The sequence below is a fragment of the Wolbachia endosymbiont of Oedothorax gibbosus genome (assembly GCF_936270145.1).
Lineage (GTDB): Bacteria > Pseudomonadota > Alphaproteobacteria > Rickettsiales > Anaplasmataceae > Wolbachia.
Genome location: NZ_OW370537.1, coordinates 157,534 through 180,653, shown reverse-complemented (window position 1 = coordinate 180,653; position 23,120 = coordinate 157,534). Strand labels below are relative to the sequence as shown.

At 35.6% G+C, this 23,120-nt stretch carries 21 protein-coding genes and 3 tRNA genes; 15 read left to right on the top strand and 9 right to left on the bottom strand.

Going from position 1 to position 23,120, the window contains the following annotated elements; genetic code table 11:
• Nucleotides 1-7 precede the first annotated feature (7 nt).
• From NBW37_RS00915 to NBW37_RS00900, 4 genes are all read right to left on the bottom strand, one after another.
• On the bottom strand, nucleotides 8-664 hold the full coding sequence (locus NBW37_RS00915) for a CADD family putative folate metabolism protein (RefSeq protein ID WP_250296558.1): 657 nt from the start codon (nucleotides 662-664) through the stop codon (nucleotides 8-10).
• 70 nt (nucleotides 665-734) lie between these two features.
• Nucleotides 735-811, bottom strand: a tRNA-Ile gene (locus NBW37_RS00910).
• A 42-nt stretch (nucleotides 812-853) separates the two neighbouring features.
• Nucleotides 854-1,177, bottom strand: coding sequence for a thioredoxin (trxA, locus tag NBW37_RS00905; RefSeq protein ID WP_250296557.1), 324 nt, complete (start codon nucleotides 1,175-1,177; stop codon nucleotides 854-856).
• 124 nt (nucleotides 1,178-1,301) lie between these two features.
• Entirely contained in the window at nucleotides 1,302-1,922 is a 621-nt protein-coding gene (locus NBW37_RS00900) for a ribonuclease D (protein WP_250296556.1), read from the bottom strand.
• Between the two features lie 173 nt (nucleotides 1,923-2,095).
• Between NBW37_RS00900 and NBW37_RS00895 the strand changes: the two genes are divergently transcribed.
• The 8 genes from NBW37_RS00895 (at nucleotide 2,096) to NBW37_RS00860 (ending at nucleotide 10,926) form a co-directional block, all read left to right on the top strand.
• Nucleotides 2,096-2,168: transfer RNA gene (locus NBW37_RS00895), tRNA-Gly, on the top strand.
• Between the two features lie 1,184 nt (nucleotides 2,169-3,352).
• Complete coding sequence (dnaE, locus tag NBW37_RS00890) at nucleotides 3,353-6,673, top strand: DNA polymerase III subunit alpha (RefSeq protein ID WP_250296555.1); 3,321 nt, start codon at nucleotides 3,353-3,355, stop codon at nucleotides 6,671-6,673.
• A gap of 48 nt (nucleotides 6,674-6,721) precedes the next feature.
• Nucleotides 6,722-7,495, top strand: coding sequence for a 30S ribosomal protein S6 (rpsF, locus tag NBW37_RS00885; RefSeq protein ID WP_250296554.1), 774 nt, complete (start codon nucleotides 6,722-6,724; stop codon nucleotides 7,493-7,495).
• Nucleotides 7,495-7,770, top strand: coding sequence for a 30S ribosomal protein S18 (rpsR, locus tag NBW37_RS00880; protein WP_064125330.1), 276 nt, complete (start codon nucleotides 7,495-7,497; stop codon nucleotides 7,768-7,770). The genes rpsF and rpsR overlap by 1 nt, the downstream gene beginning before the upstream one ends.
• A gap of 7 nt (nucleotides 7,771-7,777) precedes the next feature.
• Nucleotides 7,778-8,332 (top strand): 50S ribosomal protein L9, encoded by a 555-nt coding sequence (gene rplI, locus NBW37_RS00875; protein WP_250296553.1) that lies wholly within the window; start codon nucleotides 7,778-7,780, stop codon nucleotides 8,330-8,332.
• Between the two features lie 236 nt (nucleotides 8,333-8,568).
• On the top strand, nucleotides 8,569-9,861 hold the full coding sequence (gene purB / locus NBW37_RS00870) for an adenylosuccinate lyase (RefSeq protein ID WP_250296552.1): 1,293 nt from the start codon (nucleotides 8,569-8,571) through the stop codon (nucleotides 9,859-9,861).
• Nucleotides 9,861-9,933 (top strand) — tRNA-Met (locus NBW37_RS00865). Before purB ends, NBW37_RS00865 begins: the two co-directional genes overlap by 1 nt.
• 166 nt (nucleotides 9,934-10,099) lie before the next feature.
• A protein-coding gene (locus tag NBW37_RS00860) for an IS5 family transposase (RefSeq protein ID WP_250295841.1) occupies nucleotides 10,100-10,926 on the top strand; the annotation gives its coding sequence in 2 pieces (ribosomal slippage) (nucleotides 10,100-10,487 and nucleotides 10,487-10,926; 828 coding nt in all).
• 14 nt (nucleotides 10,927-10,940) lie between these two features.
• Here the strand turns inward: NBW37_RS00860 and NBW37_RS00855 are convergent.
• Entirely contained in the window at nucleotides 10,941-11,375 is a 435-nt protein-coding gene (locus NBW37_RS00855) for a helix-turn-helix domain-containing protein (protein WP_250296551.1), read from the bottom strand.
• Between the two features lie 71 nt (nucleotides 11,376-11,446).
• Between NBW37_RS00855 and NBW37_RS00850 the strand changes: the two genes are divergently transcribed.
• A protein-coding gene (locus NBW37_RS00850; protein ID WP_250296550.1) for an IS5 family transposase occupies nucleotides 11,447-12,255 on the top strand; the annotation gives its coding sequence in 2 pieces (ribosomal slippage) (nucleotides 11,447-11,816 and nucleotides 11,816-12,255; 810 coding nt in all).
• A 91-nt stretch (nucleotides 12,256-12,346) separates the two neighbouring features.
• Here the strand turns inward: NBW37_RS00850 and NBW37_RS00845 are convergent.
• Nucleotides 12,347-13,603, bottom strand: a complete 1,257-nt coding sequence (locus tag NBW37_RS00845) for an iron-containing alcohol dehydrogenase (RefSeq protein ID WP_250296549.1) — start codon at nucleotides 13,601-13,603, stop codon at nucleotides 12,347-12,349.
• 42 nt (nucleotides 13,604-13,645) lie between these two features.
• Here NBW37_RS00845 and dapE point away from each other — a divergent pair, with 42 nt between their 5' ends.
• The 3 genes from dapE to NBW37_RS00830 all read left to right on the top strand — a co-directional run bounded on the left by dapE (nucleotide 13,646) and on the right by NBW37_RS00830 (nucleotide 18,610).
• Nucleotides 13,646-14,851: a succinyl-diaminopimelate desuccinylase gene (gene dapE, locus NBW37_RS00840; protein WP_250296548.1), complete on the top strand. Its 1,206-nt coding sequence runs from the start codon at nucleotides 13,646-13,648 to the stop codon at nucleotides 14,849-14,851.
• A gap of 726 nt (nucleotides 14,852-15,577) precedes the next feature.
• Nucleotides 15,578-17,050: a hypothetical protein gene (locus NBW37_RS00835; RefSeq protein WP_250296547.1), complete on the top strand. Its 1,473-nt coding sequence runs from the start codon at nucleotides 15,578-15,580 to the stop codon at nucleotides 17,048-17,050.
• 285 nt (nucleotides 17,051-17,335) lie between these two features.
• Entirely contained in the window at nucleotides 17,336-18,610 is a 1,275-nt protein-coding gene (locus tag NBW37_RS00830) for an ankyrin repeat domain-containing protein (protein WP_250296546.1), read from the top strand.
• Here the strand turns inward: NBW37_RS00830 and NBW37_RS00825 are convergent.
• Nucleotides 18,582-19,408, bottom strand: a protein-coding gene (locus NBW37_RS00825) for an IS5 family transposase (RefSeq protein WP_250295841.1) whose coding sequence is annotated in 2 segments (ribosomal slippage) — nucleotides 18,582-19,021 and nucleotides 19,021-19,408 — 828 coding nt in all. Because the reading frame shifts where the segments join, the coding sequence is not laid out codon by codon here. The two genes, NBW37_RS00830 and NBW37_RS00825, sit on opposite strands and share 29 nt — an antisense overlap.
• Before the next feature lie 51 nt (nucleotides 19,409-19,459).
• On the opposite strand from NBW37_RS00825, the gene NBW37_RS00820 reads away from it, so the two are divergent.
• The 3 genes from NBW37_RS00820 to NBW37_RS00810 all read left to right on the top strand — a co-directional run bounded on the left by NBW37_RS00820 (nucleotide 19,460) and on the right by NBW37_RS00810 (nucleotide 21,201).
• Nucleotides 19,460-19,774, top strand: coding sequence for an ankyrin repeat domain-containing protein (locus tag NBW37_RS00820; RefSeq protein ID WP_370273155.1), 315 nt, complete (start codon nucleotides 19,460-19,462; stop codon nucleotides 19,772-19,774).
• Nucleotides 19,775-19,835: 61 nt separating this feature from the next.
• A complete protein-coding gene (locus tag NBW37_RS00815; protein ID WP_250295817.1) occupies nucleotides 19,836-20,708 on the top strand; it encodes an IS982 family transposase in 873 nt (290 codons plus the stop codon).
• A complete protein-coding gene (locus NBW37_RS00810; RefSeq protein ID WP_250296544.1) occupies nucleotides 20,701-21,201 on the top strand; it encodes a hypothetical protein in 501 nt (166 codons plus the stop codon). Before NBW37_RS00815 ends, NBW37_RS00810 begins: the two co-directional genes overlap by 8 nt.
• A gap of 46 nt (nucleotides 21,202-21,247) precedes the next feature.
• Here the strand turns inward: NBW37_RS00810 and NBW37_RS00805 are convergent, their stop codons facing one another.
• Both NBW37_RS00805 and ubiE read right to left on the bottom strand, forming a co-directional pair.
• Nucleotides 21,248-22,384, bottom strand: a complete 1,137-nt coding sequence (locus NBW37_RS00805) for an FtsW/RodA/SpoVE family cell cycle protein (RefSeq protein WP_250296543.1) — start codon at nucleotides 22,382-22,384, stop codon at nucleotides 21,248-21,250.
• Complete coding sequence (ubiE, locus tag NBW37_RS00800; protein WP_250296542.1) at nucleotides 22,381-23,097, bottom strand: bifunctional demethylmenaquinone methyltransferase/2-methoxy-6-polyprenyl-1,4-benzoquinol methylase UbiE; 717 nt, start codon at nucleotides 23,095-23,097, stop codon at nucleotides 22,381-22,383. The genes NBW37_RS00805 and ubiE overlap by 4 nt, the downstream gene beginning before the upstream one ends.
• Nucleotides 23,098-23,120 lie beyond the last annotated feature (23 nt).

Genomic DNA, 23,120 nt, shown 5'->3' with positions numbered 1-23,120 from the left:
TAAACTACTAACACACACTGGCATTCATCATCCCATCAAGAAAACCCCACAAGAGCCTTGCTCCCTTTTGAGCACCTTGCATAACTTTATCTTGCTCTTTTTCATCTAGATCTTCAATAAGATTTGCACACTCCTCAGAATGCCATTCATCAGCATGCATATGAACCGTAAAAAATTGAAGAGAACGCTCATCACTTATTGAATAGTGCTTTTTTAAACCTTCAATTTTAGACTTAGAAACCTCTGGAGTTTGACGTTCGTAAGCGTATAAGGCTCCAAGACCTGCCGCAAAACCTGATCTTACAATGTCAAAGTAACCGTCAACTAATTCTTGCGTCTCCTTAATCTGTGCATCTTCAAGAAGATCAGACCGTGTTATTCCAAGTCCTTCAGCAAAACGCTTCCATAACTCTGGATGATTTTCATCACCTTGTTCTTCTTCTATCAAATTACCAAGCAAAACCTGTCGCATTTTTAGATCTGGGCACAAAAAATGTATACCACTGATATAACGAGGAAACGCAGCGACATGGTGATAATATTCTTTAGCATAGGTTTGTAAAGCTTGCAAGCTTAAGCTTCCTGTATTCCATGACTGGTAAAATGGATGATTTAGTAAGTGCAATTCATCTAACTTGTTATTTAGAGACTTAGTAAATTTCATTATTTCCTCCATTATATCAACATATAGTTCATATACTACAGCTTTCTCATTGTTACGATCATGCTAACAATGGTGGGATTGGTAGGACTCGAACCTACGACCAATTCGTTATGAGCGAACTGCTCTAACCGACTGAGCTACAATCCCTTTTATCAATATTTATAATACACACAAAAGCAAATTTGTCTATCAGCTTATTTCACTATCAACCCAACTTAGCAAATCATTTGTTGCACCAATTTTGCGTGCAATTTCCTTGCCATCTTGAAATATGATTAAAGTGGGTATAGATTGCACTCCATACTTACTTGGCACTTCAGTCCCTTCATCTATGTCGAACTTGCAGATCTTAATCTTGCCTTTTCTGTCTTTAGCCAATTGTTCTATACGTGGCATTAGACTTTTGCATGGCCCGCACCATTCTGCCCAAAAATCTACCAGCACGAACCCTTGATAATCAATGACTTCAGATTTGAAATTTTGATCATTTACCAATGTAATATCATCACTCATAAAATACCTAAATTTTTGTAAAATATAGCGCATCAATTAGCAACTAATCAACTAAATTCTTATCGCAGAGCTTGAAAAATTGCCATAAAGTGTTTTGCACAAGCAAAAAACTTCTCATAGGCTATTACATCTGGTGGTTAAAGATATTCACGTTTTCCCACCCCATTAAATCCAACTCAACACGAGTAGAAAGAAATTCAAAGCACTTTTGGGCCAATTCTTTTCTATTTTCACGTTCCAGCATTAAGTCTAGCTTTTCCTTTATCCTATGGAGATATAAAACATCAGATGCAGCATAACTTTTTTGTTTGTCTGTCAAATTTTCATTTCCCCAATCAGAAGATTGCTGCTGCTTATTTAGTTTGGTATCAAGCAGCTCTAAGCACAACTCTTTTAAACTATGATTATCTGTGTAAGTGCGAACTAAACGCGAAGCTATCTTTGTGCAATAGCACGGAAGTGCCCAAGTTTCCAAGTAATGACGTATTATGCTTACATCAAATCGTGCGAAGTGAAATATTTTAGTTATATTTTTATCCTCTAATATTTTTCTCAAATTTGGCGCTGTATAATCGTTCTTGAGTTGAACTAAGTGAGCGTTGCCATCATTAAAAGAGAGCTGCACAAGGCATAATCTATCTCTGCTATGAAGTAGCCCCATTGCCTCGGTATCAACAGCTATAGACCTTACATCATCTGGTATTGAACTAGCTGGCAAGTCGTCTTTATATAAAAATATTCCCATAAAGCTTTGTGGAATAATTAAAAACTTATGATAATCAAAAATGAGCCTTAAGTATACGAAAAGATCATAGAAGGAACCACGCAAATTTATGGGCTCTCACATTTTTCGTGTACACGGGGGTTTACAAATTGCTGTATATGCCTATAATTAAGTAAATTTAGGTTAATTTAATTGCGGGAGTAGCTCAGTTGGTAGAGCGCAACCTTGCCAAGGTTGAGGTCGAGGGTTCGAACCCCTTCTCCCGCTCTTTACTTTCAAAATCATTTCGTCAAAGATTCCTTGATAAGTTTTGCCAGCCCCCTTATTGTAGTGTTAAGGGTATTTTTTGGCGGATTACATAAAATTATAGCAGCTGCATATCTGGGATCCCGCCGCGAACCGTCATACCGCCGCGGCGCTAACAAGAGATCCCGCTAACAAGCAGCGGGATGACGAGATGCCACCGCAAACCGTCATACCGTGATTTATTCACGGTATCTCATCCGCTAACAAGAGATCCAGCTAGCGGGATGACGAATTGCTTAACCGTCATACCACGATTCATTCGCGGTATCTCATCCGCTAACAAGAGATCCCGCTAACAAGCAGCGGGATGACGAGATGCCACCGCAAACCGTCATACCGTGATTTATTCACGGTATCTCATCCGCTAACAAGAGATCCAGCTAGCGGGATGACGAATTGCTTAACCGTCACACCACGATTCATTCGCGGTATCTCATCCGCTAACAAGAGATCCCGCTAACAAGCAGCGGGATGACGAATTGCTATACCGCCACGAACCGTCGTTCCGCCGCAGACCGTCATACCGCGATTCATTCGCGGTATCTCATCCGCTAACAAGAGATCCAGCTAGCGGGATGACGATTGTCGTTTAGTCATAAATATTAAGAAATTTACCAAACGAAAAAAAAGGCAAAAGAAGCCCTGGTCATTGTCTATTTTCAGTATTGGCGTTTTTTAAGTCTTAAACGCTGCAATTTAGCTGCTTTTAAATGCAACTAACCTTAGCTTTAATATTTAAGAAATTTACCAGGCAGAAAAAAAAGGCATAGAAAACCCGCAGTAGCTAGTTATTCACTCTCTATTTTAAAATTTGACGTTGGGTGATGTCTTGAACGCTTTGTAAGCGCGTTTCAGCTTATATAGGTAAAAACCTAGAAATTTGATAAAGACATAAGGTACACATAGTGCAAAAAATTAAGCATAGTACGCCAAATACAAGTTTTCTTGTCGTTTTAATCTGCACAGATTGCGAAGTTAAATGAAATAGCTTCACTGTCATGATAAGGGGGCTGGCGAAGGATGTCAAGTAAGTTTTTTGTATCTTAATCTTAGATTTGAGAAATCTTATAGGCTTTTGTTCTCATGAAAATTATGTTCTCATAAGTAAATTAATGTTATTCTTTTTTGTTGATCTAAAGTTTTTTATGTTCATACACCTACGTGTTCATAGTGTTTATTCGCTGCTTGAAAGCTCGGTTAAAATTGAGGAGCTGATCGGCCTTTGTTTGCGAAATAAAATGCCAGCGGTTGCAATTACTGATTCAGGTAACTTGTTTGGCTCGCTCGAATTTTCAGAATATGCAGCAAGTAGGGGAATACAGCTAATAATAGGATGCAATATTATAGTTAAACATTCAGAACAAAATTTACCTATATTATTGCTTGCAAAAAATGAGCAAGGGTACACCAATTTAGTCACTTTGGTAAGTGAGTCTTTTAAAAAGCGCAAGAATAACAGCGATATTCCTTACGTTGATTTTGATGAGCTATTGAATTTAAGTACGGGTCTGATCGCTTTAACCGGTGGATGTTTGGCTCAACTATTGTTGGGGCAAGATAAAGAAACAGTTGAAAAACTGCTTTCAGCATTCAATGGTCATTTATATGTTGAATTGCAGCGTCATGGGCTGAGCAAGGAGCTAGAGCTTGAAGAAACTTTAATAGATTTTGCTTATCAGCACAATGTACCACTGGTTGCAACAAATGACGTATTCTTTACAAATAGGTCTGACTATGAAGCTTATGATATATTAACGTGTATATCAGAGGGTAGTTATGCCCTGGAGAATAACAGAAAGAAGTTAACTACCGAGCATTACTTCAAATCTGTGGCAGAAATGGAGGAACTGTTCAGCGACATTCCCGAAGCAATTCATAACACTTTAGTGATAGCTAAGCGGTGCTCTTACATGCCAAGAAGCAGGCAGCCTATCTTGCCTAAATTTCCTTGTCGAGAAAATAAAACTGAGAATGAAGAACTGAGGGAGCAGGCAACTGCAGGATTAGAATTCCGTATTGCGAATGAGACAGACATAGACCTTAAACAATACTACGATCGGCTGAATTACGAACTAAGCGTAATAACTTCGATGAACTACGCTGGCTACTTTTTGATAGTTTCTGATTTCATTCGTTGGAGCAAAGCAAATGGCATTCCAGTTGGTCCAGGAAGAGGCTCTGGTGCTGGATCAATTGTTGCTTGGGGCTTACAGATTACAGACCTTGATCCAATAAAGTTTGGCCTAATATTTGAAAGATTTTTGAATCCTGATCGCGTATCGATGCCTGACTTTGATATCGATTTCTGCCAAGAGAAAAGGGACCTGGTTATTGATTATGTTCAGAAAAAGTACGGTTATGTTGCTCAAATAATCACTTTTGGAAAATTGCAAGCAAGGGCAGTATTGCGTGATGTTGGTAGAGTATTGCAAATGCCTTACTCTCAAGTGGATAAAATATCTAAAATGGTTCCATTTAATCCAGTAAATCCTGTAACTTTATCGCAAGCGATAGAGCTTGATCAAAACCTGCAGAAAGAACGAGATAGTGATGAGGTAATTGCAAAGCTTCTTGATATATCACTAAAGCTTGAAGGAATATATCGTCACGTTTCAACTCATGCTGCTGGAATTGTAATATGCGATCAAAAATTAGAAAATTTTGTTCCCGTCTATTATGATCCAAATTCGGCTCTGCCAATCACTCAATACAGCATGAAATATGTAGAGAAAGCTGGGTTAATAAAATTTGATTTTCTTGGACTTGGTACGCTAACATTAATAGATCATGTATGTCGTTTAATTAATCGTGATGAAAAAAAGATCGATATTTCTTCAGTTCCTTTGAATGATCAAAAAACCTATGAGATGCTCTCAAGCGGTGATTCAATTGGAGTGTTTCAGCTCGAAAGTTCGGGAATGAGAGAAGCTTTAATCAAGTTAAAGCCAGATTGCATTGAAGATATTATCGCTTTAATTTCCCTTTATCGTCCAGGACCTATGGATAACATTCCAACTTATGTTGCAAGAAAGCATGGACTTGAAAAGCCAGATTACATTCATCCATTGCTTGAGGAGGTGTTAAAAGAAACATTTGGGGTAATAATCTACCAGGAGCAGGTGATGGAAATAGCACGCATTCTTTCTGGATATAGCCTCGCAGAAGCAGATCTGCTGAGACGTGCCATGGGTAAGAAAATTAAGGAAGAGATGGATAAACAGCGTGAACTTTTCATCCAAGGGGCAACAAAGAATGGCGTTGATTATGACAGGGCAAGTTATATCTTCGACCTTGTTGCAAAATTTGCTGGTTATGGATTTAATAAGTCCCATGCTGCAGCATATGCGGTAATATCTTATCAAACGGCTTACCTTAAAGCTAATTATCCATTAGAATTTTTTACAGCACTAATGAATCTAAATATTGATGATAGAGATAAACTGAATTTATTTTATCATGCAGCAAAGTTTAGTGGCGTTACCGTTCTTCCACCTGATATAAACAAGTCTCAAGCTGAATTCTCAATAGAGGACGAACACATACGTTATGGTATTGCTGCCTTGAGGAATGTTGGTTTTTCTATAGCGGAGGGAATAGTGAACGTACGTTCAAGCGCTATATGGGAATTCATTCAAAATTCAGGTCATATACTAAATAAGAGAGCGCTAGAAAGTCTGATTAAATCCGGAGCATTCGATAGCGTGCATAAGAACAGAAAGCAGCTATATGAGTCAATGGACATGCTGATTTACTTTGCAAATAAAAACAAACAGGATAGGGAATCAAGTCAAGCTGCTTTGTTTGGTAGTCTTGATGTCCTCAAACCGAAATTTGAGAATGTGGAAGATTTTGATGAAGAGGAAAAATTAGAGCATGAGTTATTTTCACTAGGATTTTATTTAACTAATCATCCACTTGAAAAATTTAGAATTCTTCTGGAAAAGCTAAATATTGGGTTTATCGGAGAAAATAAAACAGCAAAAACTGCTGGGGTAATATTAAATGCACGTATGAGAACTTCAGAGCGTGGAAGGTTTGTTATACTCACACTTTCTGATCCCCATAACGTTTCTGAAATAGCATTTTATAATAATGAAATAATAGAAGAAAAAAGAGATTTATTTTCACCAGGAACATTTGTGATAATTGATCTTGAAGCTTCGGAAAATACGACAAGATTAGCAGGCAAGGATATATCTGAGTTTACAAAAAGAATCACTTCTACAGTAAAGGAATTAGTTCTCACCACTGAGTGCACGGATTCGCAAAAAGCCGCTATGGAGTTAAACACAATATTGAAAGATGAAGGCAGAACCAAAATAATGCTAAAACTTCTTCTCGAGAAACATAAAGTGAGCATCTTATTACCAGGTGCATACTCAATTGCTCCTCAAGTTATTTATGAAATATCTAACTTAAGCTGGATTAAAGGCGTAGAAATTAATACAAATAACTTGCTTATATAAAAAAGCTTTATATAATGAAATATTTAATCGGTATTAAAGGAAGATATAGTGAATCTTTATGAATTTACTTTTATAGCACAACAAGGATTGTTACAGCAAGAAGTAGAGGAGATGGTCCAAGAGCTAGCTGTTTCATTGAAAAATATTAAAGCAGATGTTATTTTCCAGAAGATTAAGAGTCTTATGGAAAAGCAAAATAGTACGCTTACAAAACAAGAGTTAGAAACGCGTGCTGAAAACATTAAAGAAGGTCTAGTTGCTTACTCTGATTTCTTGGAAGATCTTACAAAAATTTTATGGGTTGAATTGGAAGAAGATCTTTCAAATTTGAAAGAAGTGAAGTCAAAAATCGATAAAGAGTTGAAAGATGACCTAAAAGATTTAGGAATAACGCAAGATTTTATAAAATTTCTAGGAGGCAGTACTAAAAGTGCGTTTGTCCATAACGCAGTAAATGCTTTGAAGAGAAATATTTCAGAACATCTAATAAAGATTTTTCAAGATATTTTGAAAGATTTTAGAATAAACGGTCCAACTCAATCAAGCAAAGCATTGGAAATGCTTTTGGAAAACATTGGAGCATCAGGATTAATCAAGTATGAACATTGGGGTCTTTTGGATTTTGCATATCCAATAAATAAGATGAAGAGCGGTCATTATTGTATAATGTGCATAAGTTCTACTGCAAGCATTCTGGATGAATTTGTGCGTAGAATGAAACTTAATGAGAACGTTATTCGCCACTTGTCTGTGCAGGTTGATAAATTTTTTGAAGGTAAATCTTATATGATGAATAAACAAATTGAGGAGCAAAGCGCATAATGATGAAAAGACGAAATAGTTTTAATAATTCTTACGTATCTGTAAATAATAGGACTGGCTTTAGGCGTTCTAAAGTTTGCCCTCTTGCTACGTCTAAAGATGAAGATATAGATTATAAGAATACAGATTTATTATCCAAGTTTACCTCTGACTATGGTAGGATATTACCTAGAAGATTAACAGGCGTATGTGCAAAAAAACAAAGGAAGTTACGCTTAGCGATCATAAGGGCACGTTTTTTGGCTCTTGTTCCTTACTGTACTAAAAAAGTTTAGGTAATTTATGTTGATAATTTTAAAGGAAAATATAAGGACTTTAGGTAAGCTTGGTGAAGTTGTCAAAGTTAAACCAGGTTATGCACGTAATTTTCTTTTTCCACAAAGAAAAGCGGTGAAAGCTACCAAGGAAAATTTAACAAAGCTAGAGGAGCAACGTTTATTACTGGAAGAAGAGAATATAAAAAGATTAAATGTAGCAAAAGAGCTTGCATTGTCACTACATGATAAGTTTGTGGTATTAATAAAGCAATCTTCAGAGGATGGTAAAATTTTTGGTTCTGTAACAACACGTGAAATTGCGAAAATTTTACTACAAGAAGGACATGTGATAGATCATCGTAGTTTATCTCTTGGTGGAATAAGCATCAAAAACTTGGGTGAATACCAAGTAAACATAGAATTACATAGTGAAGTAGTAGTACCAATTACTATATACGTTGTGAAATCCGAAACAGATGCAAATGAGCTAAGGCAAGTAAAATTGCAAAATCAGAAGTCTGAGCAACAACAGGCAGAGCAAGATGCGAATAAAGAAGCTACTGATGGTGATGATAGCTGATCAAAGATGATCCCACGCTATAGCCGTAAAAAAATGTCTGCCATGGCTAAGCTGGTGTCACCCCAGTGCTCCCCTCATGTCATCCCAGTGCGTGACACTGGGATCCAGTTTATTTCGTCATGGACATTATTTTATGCTTCTAGAATCCGTTGTCCATTGAATAATTTGCAAATACTTTTATATCTGGATTCCAGTGTCACGCACTGGAATGACACCATTATTGGAATAAATCAAAAATGATTCCCCGCTATAGCAGAAAAGAAATGTCTTCCATTTGGGAAGAAAATAATAAATTTAATATATGGCTCAAAATAGAAAGATTAGCGTGCGAAGCTCAAGCAAAGCTAGGAATTGTCCCTAAGGATATTGCTCAGAAGCTTTCCGGTGCTATTGATTTTGATGTTGAACGCATCAACGAAATTGAATCCATTGTGAAACATGATGTTATAGCTTTTTTAACATATATTGCTGAAAAAGCGGGAGTTGATGTTCGTTATCTTCATTATGGAATGACAAGTTCTGATGTTTTGGATACATGCCTTGCGGTGCAGTTGAAAGAATCATGTGATATTTTACTTAAGGATCTAGAAAATTTACTTGCAGTATTTAAAAAAAAAGCTGAGGACTATAAAGATATTGTTTGTGTTGGGCGCAGTCATGGAATGCATGCAGAACCAACAACTCTTGGATTAAAATTTGCTAGATTTTATGCTGAATTTAAACGCAATTATCAGAGATTAATTAGCGCGCAAAAAGAGATCTCAATTTGTAAAATATCAGGTGCAGTAGGTAATTTTGCAAATGTTGATCCGTTTGTTGAAGAGTATGTAGCGAAAGAAATGGGACTCATACCTGAAACCATATCGTCTCAAGTCATTCCTCGTGATAGACATGCCATATTCTTTTCAGTTTTTGGAGTGATTGCAAGTTCAATAGAAAATGTTGCTGTTGAAATTCGTCATTTACAAAGAACTGAAATTGGAGAAATTTCCGAATATTTTTCCACTGGGCAAAAGGGGAGTTCTGCTATGCCGCATAAGTGTAATCCTATTTTAAGTGAAAATTTAACTGGGCTCTCACGTTTAATACGCAGCTATGTGTTTCCTGCGTTAGAAAATGTTGCATTGTGGCACGAACGTGATATATCACACTCATCTGTGGAAAGATGCATTGCTCCTGATGCCTGTATAACAATGGATTTTGCTTTAGTGCGATTAACAGATTTGATAGATAAATTGGTGATCAATAAGGAAAACATTGAAAAGAACTTAAATTCTTCAAAAGGCTTAGTTTTCTCACAGCGTGTATTACTTGAGTTAGTAAATATTGGTTTAACGAGGGAAGAGGCGTATAAAATTGTTCAGAGCAATGCAATGAAAGTGAAACAAAACAACAGTGATTTTCTGGCCGAATTGAAACAAGATAAATCCTTACTTGAAGTTATTAACTCTGAAAAACTTGAATCTTTGTTTGATTTGAAGTATTATACGAAACATATAGATCATGTGTATAATAAGGTTTTTAATTAGGCTGAGTAGCTCAGTTGGTAGAGCAGGAGGATCATAATCTCTTGGTCGGGGGTTCGAGTCCCTCCTCAGCCACTTAAACTAAACTATGTTTAGCAAAATCAGCGCCCTAAGTGCACTGAGTGGAATAGTGTGACTCAGTGTCAGCTACTTGGAGTGAGTTGTATATCCACTCAGGTGAGGAAACAATAGACTTCTTTCAAAATTGAGGGAGAGAGAGTAAGATCAAGTATTTGGAAGCATGAAATATAAGGAAATAGAAAAGTTAGAAGGAGAAAAGTTTCGACGTTTAACGGGGGTAAAAAAATCAACATTTAAGAGAATGGTAGAAATTCTAGATGAGGAGGATAAAAGGAAAAAAGCTAGAAGTGGAAGAAAAAGCAAACTTTGTATAGAAGATAGATTACTTATGGCACTGGAATATATGAGAGAATATCGTACATATTTTCATATAGGACAAAGTTATGGCATGAGTGAAAGCAACTGTTTTAAAATAATAAGGTGGGTAGAAGACACATTAATAAAACATCCAGATTTTGCATTACCAGGAAAAAAAGATCTATTAAATAGTAATGTAGAATACGAAGTTTTGGTAATAGATGGAACTGAAACAGCAGTAGAAAGGCCAAAAAAAAGCAAAAGCGCTTTTACTCTGGAAAGAAAAAAAGGCATACTATAAAAACACAAATAGTAACAGAGAAGAAGAGTAAAAAGGTCGTATGTACATCTTTCTCCAATGGTAGAAAACATGATTTTCGGATGTTTAGAGAATCAAAGATAGCAATATTACCGCAAACTAAGATCCTAGCTGATTCTGGTTACAGAGGAATGCAAAAGATACATAAAAATGTTGAATTACCACATAGAAGATCAAAAAAGAATCCTTTATCAAAGGAGAAAAAAGCAGAAAATAGATCTCTCTCTATACGAAGAGTGGTAGTTGAAAACGTAATCGGCTTATTGAAAAGGTTTAAAATCATTTCTGACAGATATAGAAATCGACGAAAACGTTTTGGCTTAAGATTTAATTTGATTGCCTCTATTCACAATAGAGAGCTCCTTTCATGAATTTTGAAAGAAGTCTAATGTGCTGGACGAGGTGTGATATATGTAAATCCTAGCTTCTTCATAAGCCTTCTCGCCGTTGACTCACTTACTTTGATAGCTAACATTCCTTCAACTATACCTTGCAATTTTTTAGCAGTCAGATTTGCCCCATCTTCTTCTATTACCTCTCTTATTTTTTCCTTCTTCTCCTCGTTCAGTTTTGGTTTAGGTCCTCGCCCTGGCTGTATTGCAAACCCAATAACACCTTTTTCTTTAAATCTTGCAATCCATTTCATTAATGTCGTTCTCGTAATTCTATATATTTTAGCAACTTTTGAGATACCATACTCCTTTGCTGATATTATTGCTTGTAACCTTCTTCCTATCTCTCCTCTTATTCCATATTTTTTTAATTCTAACTTGCATTGATTATATAGTTCTTCTCCTATTGCTTTACTTTTTCCTGCCATAAACTACATATTTATTCTTTCTAGCCTCAATTATTTGTAGTTTTTACTATTTGTCTATCTATTAGTGGAGATTGGTATTAGAAGGAGAAAAGTTTCGACGTTTAACGGGGGTAAAAAAATCAACATTTAAGAGAATGGTAGAAATTCTAGATGAGGAGGATAAAAGGAAAAAAGCTAGAAGTGGAAGAAAAAGCAAACTTTGTATAGAAGATAGATTACTTATGGCACTGGAATATATGAGAGAATATCGTACATATTTTCATATAGGACAAAGTTATGGCATGAGTGAAAGCAACTGTTTTAAAATAATAAGGTGGGTAGAAGACACATTAATAAAACATCCAGATTTTGCATTACCAGGAAAAAAAGATCTATTAAATAGTAATGTAGAATACGAAGTTTTGGTAATAGATGGAACTGAAACAGCAGTAGAAAGGCCAAAAAAAAGCAAAAGCGCTTTTACTCTGGAAAGAAAAAAAGGCATACTATAAAAACACAAATAGTAACAGAGAAGAAGAGTAAAAAGGTCGTATGTACATCTTTCTCCAATGGTAGAAAACATGATTTTCGGATGTTTAGAGAATCAAAGATAGCAATATTACCGCAAACTAAGATCCTAGCTGATTCTGGTTACAGAGGAATGCAAAAGATACATAAAAATGTTGAATTACCACATAGAAGATCAAAAAAGAATCCTTTATCAAAGGAGAAAAAAGCAGAAAATAGATCTCTCTCTATACGAAGAGTGGTAGTTGAAAACGTAATCGGCTTATTGAAAAGGTTTAAAATCATTTCTGACAGATATAGAAATCGACGAAAACGTTTTGGCTTAAGATTTAATTTGATTGCCTCTATTCACAATAGAGAGCTCCTTTCATGAATTTTGAAAGAAGTCTAATGGATAGGAGATTGTGAAAAGGTTTAGCTTTTGGCCTATGATCCCTTTAAATGACAGAATTTCACTACAAAACTTAACTTTCTTCTATGCAGTTAGCTAAGTCAAGAAAGGTGAATCTATCTCTTGTTGCAAACGCAAGATTGACCACTTTACAATATTGTTCTTTATTCCAACTGAGGTGCTCTGGTAAGTGTGGAATTGATAGATCTTCAAATATTTTTTGCAGGTATTTTGCAGGTAGTAAATTTTGCTTAATTAAATTGGAAATATTAGTCCATTCTTTACAAATAATCTCTTGGATTTTTTGCTGCATAATTTGCTTCTGTTCAAAAGTTCTTACAAATTCGATATTATCAAAGCACTGAGTTACATGTTTTACATCTAAAGTGGTCGGTTTGATAATCGGGTTTTGTATTGATAATATCTTTTCCTGCAAATTAGCCATGGTAATCGTCGTAACAGCAATTTTTTCGCCATGTAGTGAGGAATGATCTCTTGTTACCATTTCCATTGCGTGAGCTACCATATGCTCTCCTTGGCTTGCAGAATAGCTGCCTTTTGATATTACCATTCCAAGTCCTGAAATTAGTAGAACTTCCATAAGTAATAGGACCACTTTTCTACTTCTTTTAGTAAGCGCCGTATATTCTCTTAGCAAAATTTGCTCCAAATCGTGAACAAGTGTAAAAGGTAATTCATTGTATTCTGTGCCAAGCAACAAATGAGATAGTAGCCAGTCAGCCTGAACTGTTGAACGACAAATGAAATCTGCAAATCCGCTTAATGTAAGGCGCAGTGGTGCATTGGTAAGTATGTCTATATCTATATATATCGCTCTTGGAAGATGTGCTTCGAACGATTTTTTATATCCATTTACTAATATTGAAGCATTTGCGGATGTATATCCATTCATGGAAGCGGCTGTTGGGAACGATATATAATCTTTTTTCTCGAGGTAGCTTGCATATTTGCAGATATCGTTAACAGTGCCGCTACCAAATGCAACTATTAAGTCACTGTCTTTTGCTTTGTTTCTAACTAGATTTACGGTTTCAAGAGAGGCAGCTCTGCTTGGTGTCATTTCTCTACCTGGTGTCATCCCAGCGCGTGACACCGGAATGACAGGTGGGGCTGGAATAATTAAATGAGAAATTTTATTAAATACGTTTTTATTTAAAAGTTTTGCTGTATTTCCATCTGCAACTAGAAAGATGTCATTTCCGTGTCGTGTGCATATTTCATAGATATCATCAGCAAGGTGGTAATCTGTTATTACTTCCCTTAGAAAAGTTTGTTCAGCTTGATGTAATATTTGTTTTAAATAATGCATAGAGTGTTTACAATATAGCAATATAAGTATTTTAAGATTGACATGAAAATTGACCCTGTAGAGCTAACTAAGAAATTGATCTCTTTTGAGAGTATAACACCAAGGGACGGCGGGGCAATAGAACATATAGCAACAATCTTCAAGAAAAGTGGCTTCGACTGTGAGATTTTAGAATTTGGTGATGATGGAACTAAAGTTAAAAATCTTTATGCGAAATATATAAACGGAGTACCAAATTTGTGCTTTGCTGGGCATGTTGATGTTGTACCACCGGGTCAGTTAAAAGATTGGGCATTTGGTCCATTTAATCCAGAAGTCAGAGATGGAATGCTATATGGAAGAGGTGCCGCTGATATGAAAAGCGGAGTAGCTGCGTTTATTGCTGCTATGGCAAATTTAATTGTAGAGAAGTTTCAATTCAATGGTTCGATAAGTGCATTGATTACCAGTGCTGAAGAAAGCACGGAAGAATATGGAACAAAGGCAGTTTTGGAATGGATGAAAAGTAAGCAGAAAAAGATAGATTTTTGTGTAGTTGCCGAACCAACCAGTAGTGAGAAATTAGGTGATACCATAAAAATAGGCAGAAGAGGTTCTGTAACATTTGAATTAATTTGCCATGGAAAACAAGGGCACGTTGCCTACCCAGACTTAGCAGATAATCCAATATATAAGGTAATATCGATATTGAGTAAGGTAAAAAATACTACTTTTGATCATGGTAATAAATATTTTCAGCCTTCACATTGCGAAGTTACTACTATCGATGTTGGAAATAATACTAGCAATCTAATACCTGGTTCAGCAACTACACGTTTTAACATTCGATATAACAATGAACAAACACCGGGTGGCTTATATAAGCTGATTGATGAAATATGCTCCAGTGTAACTAACGATTATAAGCTTTCTATGCATAGCAGCAGGGACGTTTTCCTCTCTACTCCCGATAGGAATATTGATATTATGCTTGATGCGATAAATAAAGTTACCAGTATTGACGCTGCGCTGAGCACAAGTGGTGGCACATCTGACGCTGCGTTTATCAAAGATGTTTGTCCAGTGATTGAATTTGGTATAACCAACAAAACTGCACATCAGATAAACGAATGCGTATTAGTAGACGATATACACAAGTTAACAGCTATATATAAGGAATTTATAGAAAATTATTTCAATCCCACTAATAAAATATTGAATCAGGTCAACGTGATTAGTAATATATCTAGTGGTCCATTGTTAGCTTAGAGATCTCTTGCATAACTGTTGTTTGAGTAACAAATGTCAGCGCAGCCATAAAAATTCCTTGACATCCTCCGCCAGCCCCCTTATCATGAAATTGAAGCTATATTATTTAACTTCCCAATCTGTGCAGATTAAAATGACAAGAAGACTTGTATTTGGCGTACTATTGTTTAATTTTTGCACTATGTGCATACTATGTCTTTATAAAAATTTTGGGTTTTTACCCACATAAGCTGAAAAGCGCTTATAAAGCGTTTAAGACATCACCCAACGTCAAATTTTAAAATAAAGAGTGGAATAACTAGCTACTCCGGGGATTCTTTGCCTTTTTTTCTGCTTAGTAAATTTCTTAAACATTTATAGCTTAAGTTAGTTGCGTTTAAAAGCAGCTAAATTGCAGTGTTTAAGACTTTAAAAACGCCAATACTGAAAATAGACAATGACTAGGGCTTCTTTTGCCTTTTTTTTCATTTGGTAAATTTCTTAAACATTTATAGCTAAACGACAACCGTCATCCCGCTGCTTGTTAGCGGCTAAGAGATACCGCGAATGAACCGCGGTATGACGGTTCGTGGCGGCATAGCAATTCGTCATCCCGCAGCGGGATCTAGAGGTACCGCGGCTGTATTACTTATTATAGCTATAGTTGTACATGAGTTACAAAAGCAATATTTACTAGATCTTAATATTTTAGATCTATATTTAAATAAATAATGAGCTAGAATTAGTATGAATGATATATTAAAAAATGAGAACTATAAAAAAAATTTCGACTCCTTGATAGAAGCTATAAAGCTAGGAAATGCAGAGAAACAATATAACAAAACGTTAAAGGATTTATCTCATGCATTAGAGGGTTTTACAAGTGAGGCAAAAGGTATAGCTGAATTTGTTATATATACTGACTTGAATAACTATGTAGAACCGCCATTAGGTATTTTAAAAACATTAATGAATAAAGTTTCGGAAAAAATTTTTTCAACCAAGAACAGTAGTATAAGTGATTTTGTAAATAATGAGTTGTCAAGTTTCACTTTAGAAACAGCAGCTAAGTATATAACAGTTTTAAAAAAAATTGATATCTTAGAACAATTAGAAAAAGAATTAAGAAAAAATAATCTTTTAAAAGAACCTTTAGATTTAAAGCAAAGTGAAAAGAGTCAAGGAAAAGATAGATCACACGGAGTGAGTTTGGAAGGTAGAAAACAAAAGGAAGGTACTTTTGAGCTGCGAAAAGAAGAACAGCCAAAAGAAAAATTAGGTGGTAATCGCGTGAGGCGGCCAACAACAGCACCTCCGGCTGCTCCAGATTCGAGGAAGGTACCAGAAATATCCTCAGATGGAGAAAGCAAGACAAAGTCTACATCTTCTTTACTAAAGGGAGCTAATAGTTTTAGTATACCTGATGCTAAGGAAAATCCTTCTGAGGATTCAGGCTATGAAAGTCCATTGAGTGAATCGTCTGAATATGAAGAAATATCAAATTATCAAAGCAAAATTCCAACAGAAAATTCGCAGAGTTCAAAATCGTCCAAAGAAGAGCCAATTTATGCAACAGTTTCTAAAGAACATATAAAAGCAAAAAAAGAACGTAAACAAAAACAACAGTCTAAACCTCCAATATTGCCAAAACCATCAATAGCACCGCCAATACCAGAAAAAATGTTTACCACTGGTCAAGAAGTTAGACAAAAACCAAAAGTGGTAGCTAAAGGTAAACCTACAATACTGCCAAAGCCTAAAAATCTAGGCCAAAAAGTAAGCACAGAGCCAAAAGTAGTAGCAGCTGAAAGTAACCCTACAGTACCACTAAGATCTGAAAATCAAGACAATAGGAAATCAGCACAAAAAGCTGCTGGTAAGGCGATACCGAAAGTAGCAGCAGTTACTATGAAAGGAGGAGCTAATCGCGAGAGGGGCAGTAAAGTAAAGGCATTAAAAGAAAAATTTGAGCAAAATCAAGCAAAAGAAAATGCAAATATGCAGCTTGCTGAAAACAAAACCACTCCAGCAGTACAAGCAGATATCAGTGTGAAGAAAAAACAATCTCATTCATCTCCAACAGGAAATAAAAGATCTGCAATGAATCACCTAACAGCAAAATCTGATCCGAAACCCCATGTGAGCAAAAATCCTCCTTCCACACAAGTAAGTGTTAAGGAAATGGTTGCACAAATTGAAAAAGGAAAAGGAGGAAGATAGTAACATTTGGCAATGTTCAAAAAAACATATGTGTCAAGATTGTGAGCAAACTTAGGAAAGCCAGAGAGGATACCCACTGGGATCTCATTTACTTTTTTGTTCACTATGTGAGGAACTTGAGCCTACAAGTATAATGGTTTCATATAAAAAATTTAGATCCCAATGTCAGCTACTTTCATCCTACCCAGTGCAGTTATGCAGCTTAACATAAAAAACTTTACTTTTTGAAATTTTGTGTTACGCTCAAGCTCAAATATAGTTCGCTATTAGTAAGGGGTAGTTACAATGAATAAAGAAGAAGCTTTAGAAATATTGAGCTTTAATCCAAGTGATAATCCAAGTGAATACGAAATTAGAAAAGCATATAGAAAATTAGCTCTTGAATATCATCCTGATAAACATTCAGGTGCAAGTAAGGGTGTGCAAAAACAAAATGAGGAGAAGTGTAAACAAATAAATGTTGCATATGAGCTTCTGACTGGAAAAGATGCAAAAGAGGTTACAAACCTAACCGATGAAAATTTAGATGAAATTAATTCTCCTGAAGATTTAAAGTTTTATTTACATGAAGCTCTCCGTGAGCAGGATATAGCATCTCTGAAAAAGCTCTTTTCTAAGTTCAAGAGCAATAAGTATGAAAGATTTGGTGATTACATTAATGAAAAGCACTCTGAAAATGGTATACCGTTATTTTTTGCTATTTCTTCCGGCAATTCCAATCTTGTAAATTTGCTCTTGAAACATGGCGCTGATCCTAATATATGTGATATAGTTGTTGGATTTCCCCTATATGAAGCATGTCATTTGGGATATGGTAACATTGTAGAGTTGCTCTTGAAGCATGGTGCAGATCTTGATGTACAGAGCGAAAAGAGTAAGTCTCTGTTACATGAGGCGTGTTCTAGAGGACGTGATAACATTGTAAAACTGCTCCTGGAAAGAGGTGTTGATCCTAATACACAAAATGAATATGGTAGATTTCCGTTACATGAAGCGCTTTCTCGGAGATATTGTAGTACCGTAGAGCTACTTTTAAAGCATGGTGCAGACCCTAATGTATGTTATAGCAATGGTGAATTTCCACTATATAAAGCGTTTGATCTAAAGTATGATAACATTGTAGAACTTCTCTTGGAACATGGCGTAGATCCTAATACACAAGGTAAAGATGGTGAATTTCTGTTGCATAAGGCGTGTTCTAGAGGACGTGATAACATTGTAAAACTGCTCCTAGAAAGAGATATTGATCCTAATATGCAAGGTGAAAATGGTGAAATTCCATTGCATGAAGCGCTTTCTTGGAAGCATTGTAGTACCGTAGAGCTACTTTTAAAGCATGGTGCAGATCCTAATGTATGTTATAGCAATGGTGAATTTCCACTATATAAAGCGTTTGATCTAGAGTGTGATAACATTGTAGGACTGCTCTTAGAACATGGCGTAGATCCTAGTATACAAAGTAAAAATGGTGAATTTCTGTTGCATAAGGCGTGTTCTAGAGGACGTGATAACATTAGACTTCTTTCAAAATTCATGAAAGGAGCTCTCTATTGTGAATAGAGGCAATCAAATTAAATCTTAAGCCAAAACGTTTTCGTCGATTTCTATATCTGTCAGAAATGATTTTAAACCTTTTCAATAAGCCGATTACGTTTTCAACTACCACTCTTCGTATAGAGAGAGATCTATTTTCTGCTTTTTTCTCCTTTGATAAAGGATTCTTTTTTGATCTTCTATGTGGTAATTCAACATTTTTATGTATCTTTTGCATTCCTCTGTAACCAGAATCAGCTAGGATCTTAGTTTGCGGTAATATTGCTATCTTTGATTCTCTAAACATCCGAAAATCATGTTTTCTACCATTGGAGAAAGATGTACATACGACCTTTTTACTCTTCTTCTCTGTTACTATTTGTGTTTTTATAGTATGCCTTTTTTTCTTTCCAGAGTAAAAGCGCTTTTGCTTTTTTTTGGCCTTTCTACTGCTGTTTCAGTTCCATCTATTACCAAAACTTCGTATTCTACATTACTATTTAATAGATCTTTTTTTCCTGGTAATGCAAAATCTGGATGTTTTATTAATGTGTCTTCTACCCACCTTATTATTTTAAAACAGTTGCTTTCACTCATGCCATAACTTTGTCCTATATGAAAATATGTACGATATTCTCTCATATATTCCAGTGCCATAAGTAATCTATCTTCTATACAAAGTTTGCTTTTTCTTCCACTTCTAGCTTTTTTCCTTTTATCCTCCTCATCTAGAATTTCTACCATTCTCTTAAATGTTGATTTTTTTACCCCCGTTAAACGTCGAAACTTTTCTCCTTCTAACTTTTCTATTTCCTTATATTTCATGCTTCCAAATACTTGATCTTACTCTCTCTCCCTCAATTTTGAAAGAAGTCTATTGTAAAACTGCTCTTAGAAAGAGGCATTGATCCTAATATGCAAGATGAAAATGGTAAAATCCCATTGCATGAAGCACTTTTTGGGGAGCATTGTAGTACCGCAGAACTACTTTTGAAACATGGTGCCGATCTGAATAGAAATAGTGACGTTCTGTTGCATACATTGTTTCTTTCTGGATGTTATAAAGCTGTAGAGCTACTTTTGAAACGTAATGTTGATCCTAATATACGAGACGAATATGGCGATGTTCTATTACATAAAGCGTTTTATAGAGAGCATTATAAACCCCAGTTGCGGATTAGAAGTCAGTGAAAAAGATAGGGAAATAGGGTAAACTCCGGAAACATATTATCAAAAAGTAGAGAGGTTACCCATGAATAAAAATGTAACAGAATTATTTTGCTTTGTAGACGATTTTTGCAAGGCTATAAACAAAAATTTCGCAGAAAAACTCCTGCCAAACAGTAAAAAACCTACCAGAACGCCAGAGATTACGCATTCTGAAATTCTTACTATAATTTTACTTTATCAACAATCTAGATGTGAGGACTTTAAATCTTTCTATACATATTATTTGAAAGCACTATATGGATCTGAGTTTCAAAATTTGCCAACATATAGTAGATTTATTAGGCTAAAACCGAGGGTTTTATGGTATTTAGCATTACTTTTGCAATGGCTATGTGAGCAGTCGAAAATGACAGGGATTTCGTACATAGATGCAACATCTATCGCTGTTTGCCATCCAAAAAGAATCTCAAGAAACAAAGTTTTCAAAGGATTGGCAAAGCTTGGAAAGACTACATATGGCTGGTTTTTTGGTTTTAAATTGCATATGGTAATTAATGAAAAAGGTGAAATTCAAGGAGTTACACTTACTAAAGGTAACGTTGACGACAGAAAACCAGTACCAAAATTAACTGAAAAACTGACTGGTCTTTTGTTTGGTGATAAGGGCTATATAAAGAAAGAGCTCTTTGCAAAACTCTTCGATAGAGGACTAAAACTCGTTACCAAAGTAAAAAAAGGTATGAAAAACACATTAATGCTACTTGAAGAAAAGATTTTTTTAAGAAAAAGGTCGATTATTGAAACAGTTTTTGGCTACCTAAAAGACAGACTTGAGCTTGAGCATTCAAGGCACAGGTCTCCAATAAATTTCTTGGTGCACGTCTTTTCCACATTAGTTTCATATTCCATGAAGCCTAAAAAGCCCTGTATTTCTAGATTTTACTATATTGATTAATCCGCAACTGGGGTTTTTAGATAAAGGTGTTAGTTCTAATATACAGGATAATCAAGGTAGAACACCATTGCATTACTTGTGTAGCAAATATTACAAGAATGATAGTGTTGAAATCGCGAAATTGCTCTTAAGGAGAGGTGCTGATCCAGATTCGAAGGATCAAAGTGGCAAAAAACCAATAGACCTTGTTAATCCTGACAGTGGTATTGGAAAACTATTTGGCGCTATTAATTATAAGAAAGCATTCCGGTTTGGATGTGCTACATTATTAACTACAGTAAGTAGCATTGCCTTGGTTTCTGGGGCTGCAGACGCATACATAGGTAAAGTTTGGTGTTCTACTCTTGCAGCAGTTATGGCTGCTGTTGCATTATATTGTGCATACTGTGCAATAAAAGCTATGTTCTTTTCAGGGCCCTCAACTGAATTTACTGAGGCTAGGGCAGAGTTTCTTAATAGTCAGAAATCACCAAATCCGGCAGGTGCAGCTTAATAATTATAGCTAAAGTAATCTAGGTTTACCGTCATTCCGCTACTTGTTAGCGGGATCTCAGATAAGGCGGTATAACGTTGTAATTGGTTAGCATACTTTCCAACGCTCTCGAAGCAATAGCTTGATTTCTACTGAAAGATAACATTATGCCAAGTGCGATACTTGAAGATAAAAGAGAAGAGCCACCATAGCTAAGTAGTGGCAGGGTTATGCCGGTGGTGGGAAAAATACTCAATGTTACTCCTATGTTTATTATGAATTGTGTGATGAATTGCATTGAGATACCGAGAATCACTAACAGATTAAATAATTCATTTTCCCTATATGCAACGTAAAGCAAGCGGGCGGAAATGATACCAAATAACATCAATGTAGCTAAGCACGTAATCAAACCAAATTCTTCTGCTAAAACAGAAAACACAAAATCTGTATGACAATCAGGAAGAGAGGCTTTTACGCTACCTTCACCAGGTCCAACTCCGGTTAATTGACCTCTTTTGAATGCTTCTAATGATTTTGTGACTTGAAAGTTATCGCGCTGCGTAAAAAAGACAAAATTGTAAATCCTTTGCTTTATATGTGGGAGGCATAAGTAAGCTATTGTAGTTCCAGTTGTGGCCATTCCTATTATGCATAGAAAGTATAAAAATGGTATACATGCAATAAACATTTGACCAATAAAAGAATATGTTAAAAGCATGGACATACTGAAATCAGGTTGCAAAAGTAACAACACAAAAACTAACAGAAATATTATGATTGATATGTGCATTTTAAACTTCATTCCGCTGGCCAAGATACTAGCTATAACAACAGAAAAAAATGGCCTTACGAACTCAGATGGTTGAACAGAAATTTTGACAATATGTAACCATCGTTTCGCACCTTTTACCTCTATACCAAGTATTATCGCAATTGCTACTAGAATAGTAAATAAAATGAAACCTGCGAACGAGAGGTTAAGTATAGTTCTTGTGTTGAGAAAAGAAAATGTCACCAAGGTAATTAGTGACAGGACTATATAAATTGTATGGCGCCGTATAAAATAATCCTGTGGTAGAAAAAGACGCTGCGCAATTACAGGGCTTGCTGAATAAACAAGAATGAAGCTTATAGTGAGCAAAAAAAACACTGGAAGGATGAGATAATAATCCAGCGTTCTATACCAGAGTTTAATATTCATTTTGTTCCAATGTGTAATGCCACTATTCCATAGCTCATATTATGAAACTCAACATTCTTAAAACCTACCTCTTCAATCTCCATTTTAAAATCAGCCTGAGTTGGAAATTCTCTGATGCTCTTCACTAAATATTCATAAGAACTCTTGTCTTTAGCAACTATGCTGCCAATTTGAGGAATTACTTTAAATGAATATAAGTCATAAAGTTTGGTAAATATCTCATTTTGATAGTGCATAGGGGCAAATTCTAAGCAGATAAACTTTCCATGTGGTTTTAATACCCTGTGCGCCTCATTTAAAGCCTTCTTGCGGTCAGAAACATTTCGAATGCCAAAAGCTATTGTGCAATAATCAAATTCGGAGTCTTCAAATGGTAAACTTTCTGCATTTGCACATACCCAATCAAAATTAATTTGGTTTGAATTTATAGCTTTATCACGTCCTCTGCTTAGCATATTTTGATTTATATCGCACACTGTAACCTTAGCACTTGGCTCTTTTCTTACTATTCTTATTGCTATATCTCCAGTTCCTCCAGCAACATCTAAAACCTGAGAGTTTTTTATAAAATGCACACTATTTACCATTTTATCTTTCCATAATCTGTGCATTCCTAGGCTCATTATATCATTCATGGTGTCGTAGCGATTTGCTACGGAGTCGAATACCTCTTTAACTAATTGCGATTTCTTCTTGATTTTTATAGTAGACATTACGTAAAAACTCCTTTATAATT

Bases quoted from the DNA above. Each gene is read 5' to 3' on its own strand.
- rpsR (WP_064125330.1), top strand. From the start codon at position 7,495: ATGATGAAAAGACGAAATAGTTTTAATAATTCTTACGTATCTGTAAAT.
- NBW37_RS00815 (WP_250295817.1), top strand. From the start codon at position 19,836: ATGAATAAAAATGTAACAGAATTATTTTGCTTTGTAGACGATTTTTGC.
- NBW37_RS00830 (WP_250296546.1), top strand. From the start codon at position 17,336: ATGAATAAAGAAGAAGCTTTAGAAATATTGAGCTTTAATCCAAGTGAT.
- NBW37_RS00900 (WP_250296556.1), bottom strand. From the start codon at position 1,922: ATGGGAATATTTTTATATAAAGACGACTTGCCAGCTAGTTCAATACCA.
- purB (WP_250296552.1), top strand. From the start codon at position 8,569: ATGATTCCCCGCTATAGCAGAAAAGAAATGTCTTCCATTTGGGAAGAA.
- ubiE (WP_250296542.1), bottom strand. From the start codon at position 23,097: ATGTCTACTATAAAAATCAAGAAGAAATCGCAATTAGTTAAAGAGGTA.
- dapE (WP_250296548.1), top strand. From the start codon at position 13,646: ATGAAAATTGACCCTGTAGAGCTAACTAAGAAATTGATCTCTTTTGAG.
- NBW37_RS00805 (WP_250296543.1), bottom strand. From the start codon at position 22,384: ATGAATATTAAACTCTGGTATAGAACGCTGGATTATTATCTCATCCTT.
- NBW37_RS00835 (WP_250296547.1), top strand. From the start codon at position 15,578: ATGAATGATATATTAAAAAATGAGAACTATAAAAAAAATTTCGACTCC.
- NBW37_RS00915 (WP_250296558.1), bottom strand. From the start codon at position 664: ATGAAATTTACTAAGTCTCTAAATAACAAGTTAGATGAATTGCACTTA.
- NBW37_RS00855 (WP_250296551.1), bottom strand. From the start codon at position 11,375: ATGGCAGGAAAAAGTAAAGCAATAGGAGAAGAACTATATAATCAATGC.
- rplI (WP_250296553.1), top strand. From the start codon at position 7,778: ATGTTGATAATTTTAAAGGAAAATATAAGGACTTTAGGTAAGCTTGGT.
- trxA (WP_250296557.1), bottom strand. From the start codon at position 1,177: ATGAGTGATGATATTACATTGGTAAATGATCAAAATTTCAAATCTGAA.
- NBW37_RS00845 (WP_250296549.1), bottom strand. From the start codon at position 13,603: ATGCATTATTTAAAACAAATATTACATCAAGCTGAACAAACTTTTCTA.
- dnaE (WP_250296555.1), top strand. From the start codon at position 3,353: ATGTTCATACACCTACGTGTTCATAGTGTTTATTCGCTGCTTGAAAGC.